Source organism: Wohlfahrtiimonas larvae (genome assembly GCF_002006755.1).
GTDB lineage: Bacteria > Pseudomonadota > Gammaproteobacteria > Cardiobacteriales > Wohlfahrtiimonadaceae > Wohlfahrtiimonas > Wohlfahrtiimonas larvae.
Map to the genome: position 1 here is coordinate 1 of NZ_MVDO01000113.1, position 17530 is coordinate 17530.

Genomic DNA, 17530 nt, shown 5'->3' on the forward strand with positions numbered 1-17530 from the left:
TCGTCCATTGTAGATTATGTGAAAAAATACCTGTTGCGATTGTGCTCATCAATGTTGCTTGTGGTGCTGCCAATACTTGAGTAGGGTCCATATCCGCACGCGGTAATGCACCTGTAAAACCATAAGCCTGATATAACACATCCAAGATTGGTGCAATCACCAATGCACCAATGATACAGCCGATCAATAATGCAGCTTGCTGTTTCCATGGTGTTGCATGTACTAAATAACCTGTTTTTAAATCTTGCAAATTATCATTAGAAATACATGCGATCGCTAATACCGCCGTTGTTGTAAATAATGCCAAAGCAGTAGCAAAATGCTGACCACTTTCTGTTCCTAAAAAGCCATCACTTTCACCAATTACTAATAATATCAATGAAACAACGATGATGGAAACTATACCGATCCCTGAAATTGGACTAGCTGATGACCCCACTAAACCAGCCATATAACCACTTGCTGCTGCGATCAAAAAACCCATGATGAATGCAAAAATTACTGCACAAATGACCAATGTCCAAGCAATACCCGCAGATAATCCACTATCTTGTACAAATACATAAAATGTACCCACAAGGATCAACAACATTGCAAACATAATTGCAAAAATTGTTTTCGGTGATAAATCCTGCTCAGTACGGTCAACACCCTTGCCTTCTTCATCCTTCAAAGCACCCAAAGACATTTTGACCCCTTCAATCACAGGCTTCAACAATGTAATTAAAGTCCATAAAGCTGCGATTGCCAGCATACCAGCACCAATAAAACGAACATCCTTTGCCCAAATCGTCATAGCATGATCAGCCAAGCTTGTGAAAGTACCATAATCTGCTGTGCTACTTAAAATTGGTACAACTATAAACCAAGCAATGATTGAACCCAAAATGATCGCGATGCCTGAAACAATACCCACTAAGTAACCCGCACTTAACAATGCCAATGAAAAACCCATCGGTAATTGAAAAATTGCTTTACCTTGCGTAAACCATAATGACGCGCTACCTGCTAATACGCGAAAGCCGCTTGTGAAAAGTGTCACAATGGAAGCGACTAAACCACCGAATAAAATATCTTTTAAACCTTCTTTTGAAGACTCTGCACCTTCTTTGCTATCTGTATTACAACCAGCTTTTAAAATTTCAGCTGCTGCAACACCCTCAGGATAGGGCAAATTACTTTTCACAACCATCGCATGGCGTAATGGAATAGAAAATAAAACACCGAGCATTCCGCCTGCAGAACAAACAACAAAGGTTAGCCAAAATGGAAAATTTTGCCAATAACCTATCATCAATAAACCTGGAATCACAAATATCACAGAAGATAATGTTCCAGCTGCTGATGCTTGAGTTTGTACCATATTATTTTCGAGAATTGTGGAGCCTTTGAAAAATCTTAAGACTGCCATTGAGATCACCGCTGCAGGAATTGCAGAGGAAAATGTCAAGCCAACCTTTAGGCCTAAATAAACATTAGATGCTGTAAAAACAACTGTAATCAGTGCACCTAAAATAATGCCACGCACTGTTAATTCTTTTAAGTCCTTCATAAATTTCCGATCATACTTTTTTACAAGCTATTGAATATACGCTTATGGATAAAAATGTAAACCTCTTCTACTAATATCAATAGATTGCCAATTATTTTTCAATAAATTCAAGTACAAAATACGCTACAATCACACTACAACTTATCACTCGGAGCTAAATCATGACCATTACTTTAACGGGTGCACTTATTGCCCTCATACTCGCCATTGTTCTAATTCTCAGAAAAGTTCCACCAGTTTATGGCATGTTAATTGGTGCTTTTGTGGGTGGTTTTGTAGGATTAATATTCCAAACATCGATGGATACAGCACTCACAACTACTGTAAGCACAATGATGCAAGGCGCTCAAGGTATCATGCCAGCTGTTTTACGCATCATTGCAGCAGGCGTATTAGCAGGTGTTTTAATCGAATCTGGTGCTGCACTCATCATTGCAGAAACTATCATTCGCAAAGTTGGTGAAGCTAAAGCCCTCTTAGCATTAATTCTTGCCACTTGTATTTTAACAATGTCTGGCGTATTCATTGATGTTGCAATCATCACTGTTGCACCGATTGCTCTAGCAATTGGCCATAAAGCTAATTTATCTAAAATGGCTATTTTATTGGCAATGGTTGGCGGTGGTAAAGCTGGCAATATTGTGTCGCCCAACCCTAATACAATTGCTGCTTCTGATTTTTTCAATATTGAAATGACAAGTTTAATGGCAGCCGGCATTATTCCTGCAATTTTTGGCCTAATTGCTACATACTTTTTGGCAAAGTGGTTAACCAAAAAAGGCAGTAACATTCATACCACAGATCTAACAACTGTTGATAATACTGATTTACCAAAGTTTTTATGCGCCATTTCAGGCCCCATTGCTGCAATCTTATTGTTGGCACTGCGTCCAATCGCTAAAATCACCATTGACCCTATGATTGCATTACCTGTGGGCGGTTTAATCGGTGCAATTATGATGGGTAAAGTGAAACATATTAACCATTATGCAATCTCTGGCTTACATCGAATGTCAGGCGTTGCCATTATGTTATTGGGTACAGGCACATTAGCTGGCATCATTGGCTCTTCTGAATTGAAAACCACTATGGTGAATTTAATTAATGCAACTAATTTACCTGACTATATGTTGGCACCTATTTCAGGCTCATTAATGTCATTAGCAACAGCCTCTACCACTGCAGGCACCGCTGTTGCCTCCGGCTCTTTCGGTGAAATTTTATTAAGCTTAGGTATTCCTGCTTTGGCATCTGCTGCAATGATTCATGCAGGCGCAACAACATTAGATCATATGCCACATGGTAGCTTCTTCCACGCAACAGGCGGTGCTGTAAATATGGATATGAAAGAGCGTTTAAAATTAATCCCATATGAAACATTGATTGGTTTAGTTTTAGCAATCGTTTCTACTTTAATTTTCGGCGTATTCGCAATTTTCTAAGGAGCCATTATGCACATTGTTATCGCCCCAGATTCATTCAAAGAGAGCTTGAGTGCTCTAGAAATTGCCAATATCGTTGAGCAAGGATTTCAGTCTGTTTTTCCTGAGGCAACTTTTTCAAAAATCCCAGTTGCGGATGGTGGCGAAGGAACATTACAAGCCATCGTTGATGCAAAAGATGGTCGATTAGTAGCGGTTGAAGTGAATGATCCTTTACAACGCAAAGTAACTGCTCATTATGGTTTAATAGACAATGATTCAGTTGCCATCATTGAAATGGCAACGGCAAGTGGATTAACATTGTTATCCACTCATGAACGTAATCCATTAATCACGACAACTTATGGTACAGGCGAATTGATTCGTCATGCTTTAGATCATGGTGCAAAAAAAATTATCCTTGCTATTGGTGGCAGCGCGACCAATGATGGCGGTACAGGCATGTTACAAGCATTAGGCGCACAATTCCTTGATCACAACCAACAGCCTTTATCTGCGGGTGGTGCTGCATTGCAACAACTTCATACCATTGATCTCAGTAATTTTGATGCGCGCATTCAAGAATGTGAATTTGAAATTGCCTGTGATGTGGATAATCCTTTGGTTGGTGAGCGTGGTGCTTCTGCAATTTTTGGACCGCAAAAGGGTGCGACAGAAGAAAATGTACAAACATTAGATTCAGCCTTAGATCATTATGCAGATATCGCAACCACCCTATTCAATGAAGATCATCGCTTTGCGCGTGGTGCAGGTGCTGCTGGAGGTATGGGGTTTGCGGCACTAGCATTCCTAAAAGGGCAATTGAAACCGGGCATTCGCATTGTGATAGATATTGTGAATCTTGCAGATGCAGTCAAAAATGCCGATCTTGTGATCACAGGTGAAGGTAAAATTGATCGCCAAACGATCTTTGGCAAAACACCAATTGGCGTTGCTAAAACCGCCAAAAAATTTGGCAAGCCTGTGATTGGTATTGCAGGTTCACTTGGGCATGATGCGCATTATGTTCATGATCATGGCATTGATACAGTATTTACCGTGACACAGCGTCCAGAAACGCTAGAAAAAGCATTGAAAGATACCGCAGATAATCTGTTATCATTATCCAGAAACATTGCAATCCTTTATCAACTTGGAATGAAAACAAGAGGTTAATATGACTTACAAAGCAATCGTGATTGATAAAAATCCTGATTACATAGCAACGTTAACAGATTTGAATGAAGATCAGCTCCCTGAAGGTGATGTAAAAATTGATGTGATTGCATCTACAATGAACTATAAAGATGCTTTAGCGATCACGAATAAGAATCCTGTGGTTCGGACATTCCCATTAACACCGGGCATTGATTTAGTGGGTAAAGTCACAGAGAGTCAATCCAATCGTTTTAAAATAGGCGATACCGTTATACTAAATGGCTTTGGCGTAGGTGAAGTTCATTCTGGTGGATTGGCTGAAAAAGCATCATTAAAATCAGAATGGCTCATTCATTTACCAAAAGCAATTTCACCAATCGATGCAATGACAATTGGTACAGCTGGCTACACAGCAATGCTGTCCATCATCGCACTAGAAAAACATGGCTTAACACCTGAATCAGGCAAAATTTTAGTCACAGGTGCAACTGGCGGAGTTGGTAGCTTTGCAGTTTCTCTATTGACCAAATTAGGTTATGACGTGATTGCAGCAACAGGTAAAGCAAGCGAACATGAATACCTTTATCAATTAGGTGCAAAAGAGATCATTGATCGCCACGAGTTATCAGATAAAGGTAAACCATTACAAAAAATGCGTTGGGCTGGTGCGATTGATTCTGTGGGTAGCAATACGCTTGTGAATGTATTGGCTGCCACTGAATATGGCGGCTGTGTTGCTGCTTGTGGTTTAGCACAAGGCTTTGATCTCAATGGCACAGTGATGCCATTCATTCTACGTAATGTGACTTTACGTGGTGTAGATAGCGTAATGCGCCCACTGCCTGATCGCATTGAAGCCTGGAGCAGATTAGCTGAGTTGATTGACCCTGCAACATTGGCAAATATTCGTACAGAAATCACATTGGATGAAGTGATTGAAAATGCTGATAAGATCATCAATGGTGAAATTAAAGGTCGATTGGTTGTGAAGATCTAATTCACAAACTTACCCACAGGATCTTTGGATAACCCAATTTATCTGTCCATACATAAACCAATAGAATAAAACCGAGCAATGCTCGGTTTTATTCTATTCACTACCATATTTTACAAAGTACATGCACCGCCTGCACAGCTCATATCTTCAACTTCTTCAAAATCATGTTTTTGAGTTCTCTCGAGCGTGATTCTATCATCAGCACAAAACACACAGTCATCACCAGATTGTTCATTGAAGAATGCAACCATCAGTTCTTTCCCACATGTATGACATTTTTTCATTTTATTTGCCCTGTTTATAGTATTTGAAAGTGCACTATTATATCGCTCAAAAACAACGACAGAGGGATTTTAATTTAATCATAGATACATATCACTTTTCTAATCATTAAATAATTCGTCATCAAATTGATATTTCAAATATTAAATTTTTAATATTTGGGAAAAATAACTTCAAAGTTTTTAATACTACTATCATATAACCTAAGTGTTTTAATATGCACTGGTAAATATTTATTATTTTTAGGCAAAGGTGTGGAAAGTTTACCTGTATTGGGATCATACAAATAAGGATTCTTAGAAATCGTATGGCGCGCAATATCCCCTTTGTTTTGTAAAAACATAGGAATGTCTTTGGTAGGAATTTTATCCTTCATCACTAGATATTTTAAATAGACCATTTGATGATAATTTTGTTGTTCATACAGGCGCATCCAATAATGATTAAAATCACTATAAGCTGATAGTTTTTGTGCAAACTCTAGTGTTTTAGGCATCACTTTATCTTTTAAAGTTTCTTCTAAAAAAGTTGGAGAGAGATGCTGTTGTAGATATTTATCGGATGATAAGATCTGTAACAAATTAAAGTAATCATTATAAAACTCAATGGATGGATAAATCTCATTCAGAGATAATAATGCTTCCTTAGGAGAAATACCTAATGTTTGAAAATAATCCTGATACCAGTCAGTTAAAACTTGCAAAAACCGCTCTTGGCGACTTTGTAATATATCTAAACCGCGTCTTCTATCTAAAGATCGTGATTGCGTATTATATGTAGCAGGGGCTGTGTTTAACCATGTTTTATCAACAGACTGAGTAGAACGTTTAAGACTGATTAATTTAGACCAGCTTTGCTCCTTCGCTGTCTGTGATCGTTTTGTATATATCTCCTCTAAAGCTGGTGAGAGAATCACACCAAAATCCTTCAAAAAAGATAAAATAATAAACTCATCTTCCTCGGTAAAAGTAAATTGATGAGCAGGTGATGTATAAATTCGAATATAAGGATAAGCCACATCCTTAAAATCCTGTTTCATTTCAAATAATACAACTTCATTAAGTTTTTTTCCTATTGTAGGCGCATACGGCCTAACAATCCATTGAAGACGAGCATCATTCATCATGGTATCCAAGAAACCACTGTCTAATAATGCATTCATACTTTGATCTAAAAATTGTGTCACAGAAATATTAACAAAAAAATGTAATAACGCAGCTTTAGATTTTTCATGAAATATAAGATCAATCCACTGCCTAACAAGTACTAATTGATTTAACCCCTCATCAACATCACCTTGAGTGATTTTCATTATGGCATCTGTTAAATATAGTTGAATTAATTTAATCATTCCTGAACTTGGCACAGTATCTGCTGAAGCATTAAAATCATTATGAAATAATGCATAGTTATACTGAGAAGTTTCTACTAAGACTTGAAATCTATCTAAAAGCTGTTGATTTCTCTTAATTGTTTTTTGAATATAAGTCGATCGGCTCAACATTTTTGTTAAGCATAAGTTATCAAGGTACTCAGCACAGGCAAAGAAATCTTTTGTATAAAGGTATCGTTTATTATCTAGTGATTCCTGCTTAAAACTCAATAATTTTTGCCCACCTAAGTCATCTTTTAACTCAATCAATTTCGCATCATAACCAAAAAGGTCATTCAATATAGTTTTATTAGCGGAAAACTGAAAAATTGATTGTGTTGGATTGGCAAAATAATTTGTAATGAGACGGCCATCATGAGCTCGCTGATTTAAGGTTTCATCATTAATTTTAAAAATATCACGATACGCGATTAACCAATCTTCTCTCGGATATGTTAGTCCCATCCATCCAATATAAGCATTATTTTCAAAATATTGATCAGATATCGGTTGTAAAACCATAAACTCATTCAACTCAGATGAAAGCTCATCTGATGCTTTAGCATCAACTACATGAATTAATAACAATAAAAAGCATATGATTTTCATCATAAAGGACTCATTCCTTTTATATCTTTGAGTATATAGGTAGATGATATCAATTATATTACAAATGTTTACATAAAAAATCTTATCGTAATGATTATAAAATTTAAATCAATAATTTTAGATGAATTATTGACATAAAAAAACCGAGATTACTCTCGGTTTATCATACTATCACATTAATTTATTGAGCAGCCGGTATCTACATCTTTCATTGTTAAACGGATACGGCCCTGCTTATCAATTTCTAATACTTTTACACGTACAACTTGGCCAACTTTCAAGTGATCAGATACGTTTTGGATACGCTCTTCAGAAGGAATCTGAGAAACGTGAACCATACCATCACGGCCAGGCATTAAGTTAACGAATGCACCAAAGTCCATGATGCGAACGATTGGTGACTCATAAATTTTACCCACTTCGATATCAGCTGTAATTTCTTCAATGCGCTTCTTAGCTTCTGCTGCTTGATCAGCGTTAGATGCAGCAATTTTAATTGTACCGTCATCTTCAATTTCGATTACCGCGCCAGTTTCTTCAGTGATACCACGAATTGTTACGCCACCTTTACCGATAACATCACGGATCTTATCAGGATTGATGCGGAAAATTGTGAAACGTGGTGCAAATTCAGAAATTTCTTCACGTGAAGTATTCAACGTGCTGCTCATTTCGTTGATGATATGTAAACGTGCAACTTTAGCTTGTGCTAATGCTTGTTCCATAATTTCTTTCGTGATACCTGTGATTTTGATATCCATTTGAAGTGCAGAGATACCATCCGTTGTACCTGCTACTTTAAAGTCCATATCGCCTAAATGATCTTCATCACCTAAGATATCTGTCAATACAGCAAAACGATCACCTTCTTTGATCAAGCCCATTGCGATACCAGCTACTGGCGCTTTCAAAGGAACACCTGCATCCATCAATGACAATGATGCACCACAAACTGATGCCATTGAGCTTGAACCGTTAGATTCAGTAATTTCAGAAACAACACGTACTGTGTATGGGTATTCTTCCATACTTGGCAATACAGCTTGAACACCACGCTTTGCTAAACGACCATGACCAATTTCACGACGCTTAGGTGAACCAACCATACCAGTTTCACCTACAGAATATGGAGGGAAGTTGTAATGGAACAAGAATTTGTCTTTATATTCACCATCTAATGCATCAATGATTTGTGCATCACGATCTGTACCCAAAGTTGTTACAACTAATGCTTGAGTTTCACCACGTGTAAACAATGCAGAACCGTGAGTACGAGGTAAAACACCAACTCGAGAAATGATTGGACGAACAGTTGTTGTATCACGGCCATCGATACGTGGCTTGCCATCCAAGATATGATCACGAACTAAACGATAGCTCATATCATCAATTACAGCATTAATTGCATCTTTTGTGTAACCATTTTCTTCTGTAATCAATGCTTCAATTGCTTCAGCACGTAATGCATCAATTGCAGCATAACGATCTGCTTTCACAGAAATTGTATAGGCTGCTTCTAATTTATCTGTGGCAAATGCTTTAACTGCTGCTTCTAATTCAGCATTTTTCTCTACAGTTTCGTATTCAAATTTAGTAACACCAACTTCTGCACATAATGCATTGATATTATCTACCACAACTTGCATTGCTTCATGGCCGAACATTACTGCACCTAGCATTACATCTTCGCTCAATAATTCAGCTTCTGATTCAACCATCAACACTGCATCTTTAGTACCCGCAACCACCAAATCTAATTTAGATGTTGCCAATTGTTCTTTAGATGGGTTCAACAAGTATTCACCATTGTCATAACCAACACGCGCAGCACCTAAAGGACCTTCGAATGGTAAACCTGCTAATGATACAGCCGCTGATGCACCAATCATTGCAGGAATATCTGGATTCACTTCTGGATTAATTGAAACAACAGTTGCAATAACTTGAGTTTCGTTTGTGAAACCATCTGCAAACAATGGGCGCAATGGACGATCGATTAAACGTGCGATCAATGTTTCACCTTCGGAAGGGCGTCCTTCACGACGGAAAAAACCGCCAGGAATTTTACCAGCTGCATATGTGCGCTCTTGGTAGTTCACAGTTAATGGAAAGAAATCACGAGTAGGATCAAACTTTGTAGAAGCAACACATGTAACGAATACAACTGTACCTTCTACATCAACCATAACTGCAGCATTTGCTTGGCGAGCAATTTCACCAACTTCTAAGACAACCTTTTGATTGCCATACATAAATTCTTTTTTAATAGCTTTTAATTCCATTATTTTTACCTTTATAAGTTTTAAACAAATTTTGGTAAAAGTTTTTGATACCAAGGGAGCTGACAAAACATTCTCTGAATCACTTCATCACATATACTTTTTATGAAGCATCCTTTAATATAAAAATGCTCTGTCAGAACCCTTCAAAACCCTTTTACCACTCAATAATGAAAGCCCTTACAGATAAACTGCAAGGGCTATTCACTACATATTCATACGCATAATATTCAATATTAGCGACGTAATTGTAAACGCTCAATCAAAGTTTGATAACGCGCTAAATCTTTACGCTTCAAGTAATCCAACAATTTACGACGTTGGTTAACCATTTGCAACAAACCACGACGTGAGTGATGATCTTTTTTATGAGCATCAAAATGAGCACGCAATGCATTGATGTTATTAGTTAAAAGTGCAACTTGAACTTCAGGAGAACCTGTGTCGTTTTCGCCGCGTGCGAACTCAGCAACGATTGCTGCTTTTTTTTCTGTTGTTAACATAAAGTACAAAACTCCAAATAAAATAATATTGTGTCAATGGCGATGACAGCATAATTGATGACAATTATACCGATGTTTTTGTTAAAACAAAAGCCTAATCTATCTTTTTCAACTGATCACCAATTTCAATGCCCAAGCGTTTACGCTCACCTTTACCAATTTCAAGCACATATTTGCCTTGTACTTTTGAAGGATAAGATGGACAAGGATCATTTAAACATGGCACAGCTTCTGCAAAATCAACCAATCTACCTTCTTCATCAAAATACAGAATATCTAAAGGTATCTTTGTATTCTTCATCCAAAAACTCAATGGCTGAGTTTGGTTAAATACAAACAACATCCCTTGATTTTCTGGCAAAATCAAACGATTCATTAAGCCATAAGCTTGCGTTCTTGTTGTGGTTGCTAACTCAACCTGAATGGTTTTATCATTGATCACAATATCCGCCAAAGGCAAATGTGATTGCCCATGCTGCTCATTGCGTTCTTGCCAAAACTCACCAGCCGTTGCAAATGTTAAAGATAACGTCAATAGTGCTACTGATCTTTGTTTCCAATTAGTGATCATGATCGCAATCCTCATCGCATTCATGATCATGGTCATCTGCATCAAAAAATGCCAAGATACCTTGGTTGACTAAATCCACCACAAACTCTGCTGCCACTTCATCTTTCAAAAATTGCAACATTTTACCTGGACTATATTGACGATTCTCACATAAGAATTGAACCAATTTCGTATGTTTTTTATCTAATGCAAAACATTCCCCATTCGCATACATCACAACTTCATCTACTGTTTCTCTGAAATATAAAGAAACTGTTGGTACGCGTTCAATATCTGCGCCATCTTCCAATAATCCCTGAATTTCATCTTGGCTAAATTCTTCATCCAAAGTTTCAGGCTCTTGCCCTTCCTTACATTCACTCATGAAACGGCCAAACCAATCCGCAACCAAATCACGATTATAAGATAAACCTTCTTGAATTACTTTCATCACACGATCAATGTCATCATCACTCAACTCGGTTGAAAACTCGCGAGATACTAAGTCAGAATCTGAATAACGTACATCTGAACCGGTAAATTGAATAATATCTTCCACAAAATCATGAATCATCTCACGATGCTTAGGCGCTCTAAAACCTACTGACCAAGTCATACTTTCACCAATTGCAACACCAAAGTGCCCAATTCTTGGCGGTAGATACAACAAATCACCCGGTTCTACAATCCACTCTTCATGAACATTAAACTTTTCAATCAAACGGATAGGTAAACCTTCTACAAAATCATTTTCAGAAACTTCATCATAACTAATTTGCCATTTCTTTTTACCCATACCTTGAATCAAAAATACATCATAATCATCCCAGTGTGCGCCTACAGTGCCTTCATCCACAGCATAGCTAACTTGAAGATCATCCATGCGCCATTCAGGAATAAAATTAAAAGGATCAGATAAAACGCGCATTTGTGGCATAAATTTTTCCACATCATTCACCAACAATACCCATTTTTTCTCAGGTAAATTAGCAAAATCTTGCTCAGCAAAAGGTCCACATTTTAATTCCCAATTGCGCTCTTCAAATACAAAACGTGAGGGAACACCGTCTTCACAGCTTAATCCTGCAATTTCATCAGGAGTCATTGGATCTATAAAATCTTGAAATGCATTTTTCACAAATAAAGGTTTTTTCTGCCAATAATCTCTAAAAAACTCTTCAGCCGTCAACCCACCTAATACTTTCACAGGTTTGTTTGATTTGATCATAAGAAAATATCCTTTTTCGCTTTTTGATCTGAAATATAATTTGTCACTTCTTCCATAGAAGCCAGTGGTAAATAGAAATAGAATGTTGTGCCAACATTTTCCACTGAATCATAGTGAATTGTGCCACCCATTCTTTCAATAAATGCTTTAGAAATACTCAATCCCAGCCCAGTTCCTTTAGAACGATGCTTAGCATCATCAGCTTGGGCAAATTTCATAAAGACTTTATCTTTAAAACTTTCTGGGATACCTACACCATAATCTTGTATTTCTATACGAACTTTTTTGCCTTCTAATATAACGCGAACATCCACTTGACTTTCAGGCTTAGAAAATTTCGCTGCATTAGATAGTAAGTTACTCATCACTTGTGTCAGTCGATCAGAATCACCCATAATATAAATAGGATAAGATGGTAATTCAGAAATAATTTTAACACCTAAATTTTGAGCATATAACTCATTTACTTCTACAGATTGACGTACAACAGTCACTATATCCACTGTTTTGAGATGAAAATCCAAAGTCCCTAATTGTATCTTTTGAATATCCAAAATATCATTTACAAGACTTAATAAACGTTCACTATTACGGGAAGCTAGTTCTAATAGTTTTTGTGCCTTTGCAGGAATTTCCCCTGTAATACCGCTACTCATTAAACCTAAAGAACCTTTAATAGAAGTAATCGGTGTTCGCAACTCATGTGATACTGTTGCCACAAATTCTTGCGTGATAAATTCTGCCCGTTTTTGATCACTGATATCTCGGATGATACAAGCAAAACTGTTTTGACGATCTGATGAGCTTAAACGAGAAAATAATAATGCCGTTGGAATACCATTATATCGTGGGTTTTTTGAGACTAAAACACATTCTAATTGACTTGATTCTCTAGCATTTAACAATGTTCTAAAAATTTCCAAAGTATTAATCTGAGCGCCACCATGAGCAACATCAAATTTAAAATAATGTTCTAATGTTTCTGCCTCTTCAACCACTTGAAGATTAAAAAAATTCAAAGCAGTACTATTTGCAGTAATCAAATGACCTTCATCATCTGTTGATACAATACCTATCTGCAAACCATCCAGCAAAACCTTAAGTTGCTCTTCACTATCTCTCAAATCTGCCCAGATTTTCTCTTTCTCATTCATTTCTTGAGCTAAACGCAAATTTGATATCACAAGCTTTTTAGTTCTATCTGCAACATTTAAATTCAGAGTACGATTTGCTTCTTTTAAACGCACATGAATCTGGGCAATAGTATACAAAAAGATAATGCTGATCATAGCAAATGCCAATGCGATCGGCGAATACCAATAATTCTGGAAATAAAATAATAAGAATGTACTACAAGTTAAAAAGCCAATATATAGTAATAAAAACCCTACAGTCACCAATGGAGAAGCAAAAATTGCTACCAATGCAATAATAACAATGGATACCATCGTGACAATGCTGTCAAATAAGCCACTAGAATACTCTGTAACAGCCTTACTACGTAATGCTTCAAAAATAGATGCCTGTACTTCAACGCCTGTTTTAAATGTACTGTTACGTAATGATGAGCTTCTCAAGCGTTCGCCAATACCTGTAGCACTTACACCAACAAAAACAATCTTATCTTTAAATTCTGAAGGGTCGATCCTTCCCATTAAAACATCAGAAAAAGAATAAGTAGGATATGTTCTTTCTGAAGAATAAATAAAACGAATCGGTTCATTTAAATTACCTGCATACAATTCTCGTGCAGTTTTCTGTTTAGGATCAACATCTGACAACGCATTCAATATAGCAAAAGAAAAACTGCGCATACCATCTAAATATGGATCGACAGATCTCACCACGCCATCACTATCAATATTCACTTCAACATGGCCAAAATGAGCGATATCTTCAAATGGTACTAGCCCATCCGATGAAAAAAATAAGGGTTTAGGCAGTACAACTGCCCCATGTTTATCAATGGCTTTAGCTAAAATAGCATCGCTTGAGCTACTTTCAGTAAAAAGGATATCATAAGCAATAACCTTTACGCCCATACGAGTCAATTCAGTAATTAATCCTGCATGATATGCTCTAGGCCAAGGCCAAATCTTTTCTAGTGCTCGAATACTTTTATCATCAATCACGATCATAACAAGATCGCTATCTTTAACAGCAGGCTGAACTTTACTTTCTATAAAATAATCATATAAAGAGTATGAAAGGTTCTTGGTCACAGAAGATGATTTAAAAAACAAGTACATGCCCATCATCATGATAATCAGGATGCAGGCGGTTACTACTAGTCGAAAGCGACCTTTATCTTTATCAAACCAATCACGAACCAATGAGTCAAGCCTCGTCGTTTTGTCGTCCTATTCGTACGACATTTTCTAATTTTTTTAAATGTCGAAATACGTTCGCTAAGAAAATTCTATCAGGCACATGGATCAACATCCAAATATGGCTAAAATCACCATTGATTGACTGCGTACGTAAGTCATTAATATTAACATCCATCTCTACTAATTCTTTAGTAATCTCTGCAATAACACCACGTTGATTCTTAATGACAAAATAAAGTTGGACGGGGAATAAAGCTCTATCTTTATTATGATTCCAAACTAAAGGATAACAGCGCTCTAAATGTTTGAGTGCCTCTACAGCGACATGACAATCGGTTCGATGTACAGCTAGTTCACCTTGGCGTGGATGCCAATAGCCCATAATATTATCACCTGGAATTGGATAACATTTATCACAAAAAACTAACTCACGACCACCAGCACCATCAACTGTATCACTATTTTGAACTGTATAATGCGAATGTTTAAATTCTTGTTCAACATCCAAGCCATGGGCTTCTAATCGATTGATAATGAATGACGCAGGGCGTTTGCCAGAACCAATCCCAGCATACATATCTTCAACAGATTCAACTTGTAACTCTTTTGCTAAACGTGCCAATACTGTATCTGTCAATTGTGTCAACGCAATATTTTTTTGCTTCATCGCATTTTCTAATAAGTTACGGCCAATCACAACTGTATCATCATAGCTTAACTTACCAAGATAACCACGAATTGCCGATCTTGCTTTCGCTGTTCTCACAAACTCTAGCCACATAGGATTAGGCTGGGCACTTTGTGATGTTTGAATTTCTACTGTTTGCCCAGTAATCAATACCTGAGAGATTGGTGCAAACTTTGCATCTACTTTAGCTGAGATACAATGATTACCAATATCAGAATGAATTGCATATGCAAAATCAACCGCAGTTGAACCTTTAGGCAATTCCATAATACGTCCATTAGGGGTAAAGACATAAATTTCTGAAGGAAAGAGATCCTCTTTCATAGAAGCCATAAATTCTTCAGATGACAGCATGCTATTTTGCAATTCTGTTACATAATCTAGCCATTCGCGAGTCTTATTTTTTGTATAATTTTGTTCGCGATATGCCTCACCATAACGCCAATGCGCAGCTGCGCCTGCTTCTGCAATAATATGCATCTCTTTTGTGCGTATTTGTACTTCTACAGGTAGCATATTCGCGCCAAAAACAACGGTATGCAAACTCTGATAACCATTGATTTTAGGAATAGCAATAAAATCTTTAAAGCGGCCAATGATTGGCTTATTCAAACTATGAACAATACCTAATACTCGGTAACATTCATCTGTACTATTAACAATTACTCTAATGGAGAAAATATCTGATAGCTGACTGGTGGAACCACGCTTTTGAAGTTTTTTATATAAACTCCAACTGTGCTTTTCACGAATAGAGATTCGTGCAGAAATGCCAACAATGTCTAATTTTTCTTGAATGGCCTCACGAATCGTTTGAACTGTTGGACCTTGAGAGATACGCTTCTTATTCACAAACTCTTGCAAGACTCGATAGCGCATCGGATAAATATTTTCAAAGCATAGATTTTCTAACTCAACTTGTAATGCAAACATACCTAAGCGCGCTGCAATAGGCGTGTAAATATCCAAAGTATCACGAGCAATTCTACGTTTCTTATAAGGCGCTAAAGCACCTAATGTTCGCATATTGTGTAAACGGTCCGCCAACTTAACCATAATGACGCGCAAATCTTTGGTCATTGCTAAAATCATCTTTCTAAAATTTTCAGCCTTTGCCTCTAATTTAGAACTAAAACGAATTTTAGTCAGTTTACTGACACCATCCACAATTTCTGCTGTTTCTCGGCCAAATTTATCTTTAATTTCATCAAATGTGATATCTGTATCTTCGATCACATCATGTAAAACAGCACCAACAATGGAATGAATATCCAATTGCACTAGCGTTAAAATTAATGCGACTTCAATGGGATGAAAAATATAAGGCTCACCTGAGCTTCTAGATTGCCCTTGATGAGCCCACGCTCCAAAAATGCATGCCTCTCGAACCTTAGCTGTTTCAGCTTTGGTCATATATCGGCTTATACGAGCCTCTAACTCTGATACTTTTGCAAAAAATGCTTCGTTCCAGAGAGCCATTTCTTCAGGGAGCTTAATTGGTTCCATAGTAAGATCCAATCTGCTAATTAAAATTCAAAAGCTGTTTCAGGTTTAAAGCTTTCAACAATTACAGGTTTTGGCTTCACATTTAACTTTTTAATTTCATCCACTGTAATCAACTCCTCTGCAATTTCACGTAGTGCCATCACTGTCACTTTTTCATGAGACGCAGGCAATTTAGTCTCTGCACCTAACGCTAGTTGATGAGCACGGCGAGAAGCCAATAAAACTAATTGGAAACGATTTTCTACTTTATCTAAACAATCTTCTACGGTTACACGTGCCATAAAATAAAACTCCTAAATTTTTACAGTATTCTGTCTTAATAATAACTAAAATATTAACTTAGCGTATTGAAATATTACGATTGCAATAATGATGAGATCAATAATTGATGTCGAACCTTTTGGTGATCTGCTTTCAAACGCTCTGCCATAATGATTGAACGTAAGTTTGCCAACGCAATATCAAAGTCATCATTCACTACTAAGTAATCAAAATCTTTATAATGCATAATCTGATTACTTGCATCTTTCATTCGATTTTCTACAACTGCAACACTATCTTCATTACGCGCAAATAAGCGTGCTCGCAATGTTTCTAATGATGGTGGTAAAATAAAAATAGAGATTGCTTCAGGATGACTAATGCGCACTTGTTCCGCACCCTGCCAATCAATCACTAAAATAACATCCATACCATGTCTTAACTTCGACTTAACTTCTTTCCATGAAGTACCATAATGAGCATTAAAAACTTGGGCTGTTTCTACAAAACCACCTGATTCTTTCAATGCTAAAAAATCTTCCGCTGTCACAAAATGATAATGCACACCATTTTTTTCGTTCGGTCTTGGTGGTCGTGTCGTGTGTGTTACCACTCGGCTAATATCTGGTGTACATTCAAGTAATTGGCTAACCAATGTCGTTTTACCACCACCAGAAGGTGATGAAATGACGTAAAGATTGCCTAAGAACTTTTCGCGCTCACACATTTTTCACTCACTTTCTCTCATATATATAGGGAGAAACTATTATACAAAAATTAGCCACAACTTGTAA

14 protein-coding genes are annotated in these 17530 nt (G+C 37.0%); 3 read left to right on the plus strand and 11 right to left on the minus strand.

The window, feature by feature from the left end:
• The coding region (locus tag BZK14_RS06885) for an OPT family oligopeptide transporter (RefSeq protein ID WP_077925801.1) at positions 1 to 1552 on the minus strand (1552 nt) is incomplete at its 3' end.
• Between the two features lie 158 nt (positions 1553 to 1710).
• Between BZK14_RS06885 and BZK14_RS06890 the strand changes: the two genes are divergently transcribed.
• Genes BZK14_RS06890 through acuI form a run of 3 tightly spaced genes read left to right on the plus strand, consistent with a single transcriptional unit; the run spans position 1711 to position 5128 of the window.
• Entirely contained in the window at positions 1711 to 2994 is a 1284-nt protein-coding gene (locus BZK14_RS06890) for a GntP family permease (protein WP_077925802.1), read from the plus strand.
• A gap of 9 nt (positions 2995 to 3003) precedes the next feature.
• A complete protein-coding gene (locus BZK14_RS06895; RefSeq protein WP_077925803.1) occupies positions 3004 to 4149 on the plus strand; it encodes a glycerate kinase in 1146 nt (381 codons plus the stop codon).
• A 1-nt stretch (position 4150) separates the two neighbouring features.
• Positions 4151 to 5128, plus strand: a complete 978-nt coding sequence (gene acuI, locus BZK14_RS06900; protein ID WP_077925804.1) for an acrylyl-CoA reductase (NADPH) — start codon at positions 4151 to 4153, stop codon at positions 5126 to 5128.
• Between the two features lie 110 nt (positions 5129 to 5238).
• Here acuI and BZK14_RS13280 read toward each other — a convergent pair whose 3' ends face one another.
• The 10 genes from BZK14_RS13280 to gmk form a co-directional block, all read right to left on the minus strand.
• Positions 5239 to 5412, minus strand: coding sequence for a hypothetical protein (locus tag BZK14_RS13280; protein WP_171973659.1), 174 nt, complete (start codon positions 5410 to 5412; stop codon positions 5239 to 5241).
• Between the two features lie 149 nt (positions 5413 to 5561).
• Complete coding sequence (locus BZK14_RS06905; RefSeq protein ID WP_077925805.1) at positions 5562 to 7394, minus strand: hypothetical protein; 1833 nt, start codon at positions 7392 to 7394, stop codon at positions 5562 to 5564.
• A gap of 173 nt (positions 7395 to 7567) precedes the next feature.
• Positions 7568 to 9673, minus strand: coding sequence for a polyribonucleotide nucleotidyltransferase (gene pnp / locus BZK14_RS06910; RefSeq protein WP_077925806.1), 2106 nt, complete (start codon positions 9671 to 9673; stop codon positions 7568 to 7570).
• Between the two features lie 233 nt (positions 9674 to 9906).
• Entirely contained in the window at positions 9907 to 10173 is a 267-nt protein-coding gene (gene rpsO / locus BZK14_RS06915) for a 30S ribosomal protein S15 (protein WP_077925807.1), read from the minus strand.
• 94 nt (positions 10174 to 10267) lie between these two features.
• Positions 10268 to 10744 carry a DUF192 domain-containing protein gene (locus BZK14_RS06920; RefSeq protein ID WP_245831216.1) on the minus strand — a complete coding sequence of 159 codons (477 nt, stop codon included), beginning with the start codon at positions 10742 to 10744 and terminating at the stop codon, positions 10268 to 10270.
• Positions 10734 to 11951, minus strand: a complete 1218-nt coding sequence (locus BZK14_RS06925) for a ribosomal protein uL16 3-hydroxylase (protein WP_077925809.1) — start codon at positions 11949 to 11951, stop codon at positions 10734 to 10736. The genes BZK14_RS06920 and BZK14_RS06925 overlap by 11 nt, the downstream gene beginning before the upstream one ends.
• On the minus strand, positions 11948 to 14284 hold the full coding sequence (locus tag BZK14_RS06930) for a CHASE2 domain-containing protein (protein ID WP_245831218.1): 2337 nt from the start codon (positions 14282 to 14284) through the stop codon (positions 11948 to 11950). The genes BZK14_RS06925 and BZK14_RS06930 overlap by 4 nt, the downstream gene beginning before the upstream one ends.
• A 4-nt stretch (positions 14285 to 14288) precedes the next feature.
• Positions 14289 to 16475: a RelA/SpoT family protein gene (locus BZK14_RS06935; RefSeq protein WP_077925810.1), complete on the minus strand. Its 2187-nt coding sequence runs from the start codon at positions 16473 to 16475 to the stop codon at positions 14289 to 14291.
• A gap of 20 nt (positions 16476 to 16495) precedes the next feature.
• Positions 16496 to 16756, minus strand: a complete 261-nt coding sequence (gene rpoZ / locus BZK14_RS06940; RefSeq protein ID WP_077925811.1) for a DNA-directed RNA polymerase subunit omega — start codon at positions 16754 to 16756, stop codon at positions 16496 to 16498.
• Positions 16757 to 16830: 74 nt separating this feature from the next.
• Positions 16831 to 17463: a guanylate kinase gene (gmk, locus tag BZK14_RS06945; protein ID WP_077925812.1), complete on the minus strand. Its 633-nt coding sequence runs from the start codon at positions 17461 to 17463 to the stop codon at positions 16831 to 16833.
• Positions 17464 to 17530: the final 67 nt, after the last annotated feature.

Bases quoted from the DNA above. Each gene is read 5' to 3' on its own strand.
- acuI (WP_077925804.1), top strand. From the start codon at position 4,151: ATGACTTACAAAGCAATCGTGATTGATAAAAATCCTGATTACATAGCA.
- gmk (WP_077925812.1), bottom strand. From the start codon at position 17,463: ATGTGTGAGCGCGAAAAGTTCTTAGGCAATCTTTACGTCATTTCATCA.
- BZK14_RS06905 (WP_077925805.1), bottom strand. From the start codon at position 7,394: ATGATGAAAATCATATGCTTTTTATTGTTATTAATTCATGTAGTTGAT.
- BZK14_RS06935 (WP_077925810.1), bottom strand. From the start codon at position 16,475: ATGGAACCAATTAAGCTCCCTGAAGAAATGGCTCTCTGGAACGAAGCA.
- BZK14_RS06920 (WP_245831216.1), bottom strand. From the start codon at position 10,744: ATGATCACTAATTGGAAACAAAGATCAGTAGCACTATTGACGTTATCT.
- BZK14_RS13280 (WP_171973659.1), bottom strand. From the start codon at position 5,412: ATGAAAAAATGTCATACATGTGGGAAAGAACTGATGGTTGCATTCTTC.
- pnp (WP_077925806.1), bottom strand. From the start codon at position 9,673: ATGGAATTAAAAGCTATTAAAAAAGAATTTATGTATGGCAATCAAAAG.
- rpsO (WP_077925807.1), bottom strand. From the start codon at position 10,173: ATGTTAACAACAGAAAAAAAAGCAGCAATCGTTGCTGAGTTCGCACGC.
- BZK14_RS06895 (WP_077925803.1), top strand. From the start codon at position 3,004: ATGCACATTGTTATCGCCCCAGATTCATTCAAAGAGAGCTTGAGTGCT.
- rpoZ (WP_077925811.1), bottom strand. From the start codon at position 16,756: ATGGCACGTGTAACCGTAGAAGATTGTTTAGATAAAGTAGAAAATCGT.
- BZK14_RS06925 (WP_077925809.1), bottom strand. From the start codon at position 11,951: ATGATCAAATCAAACAAACCTGTGAAAGTATTAGGTGGGTTGACGGCT.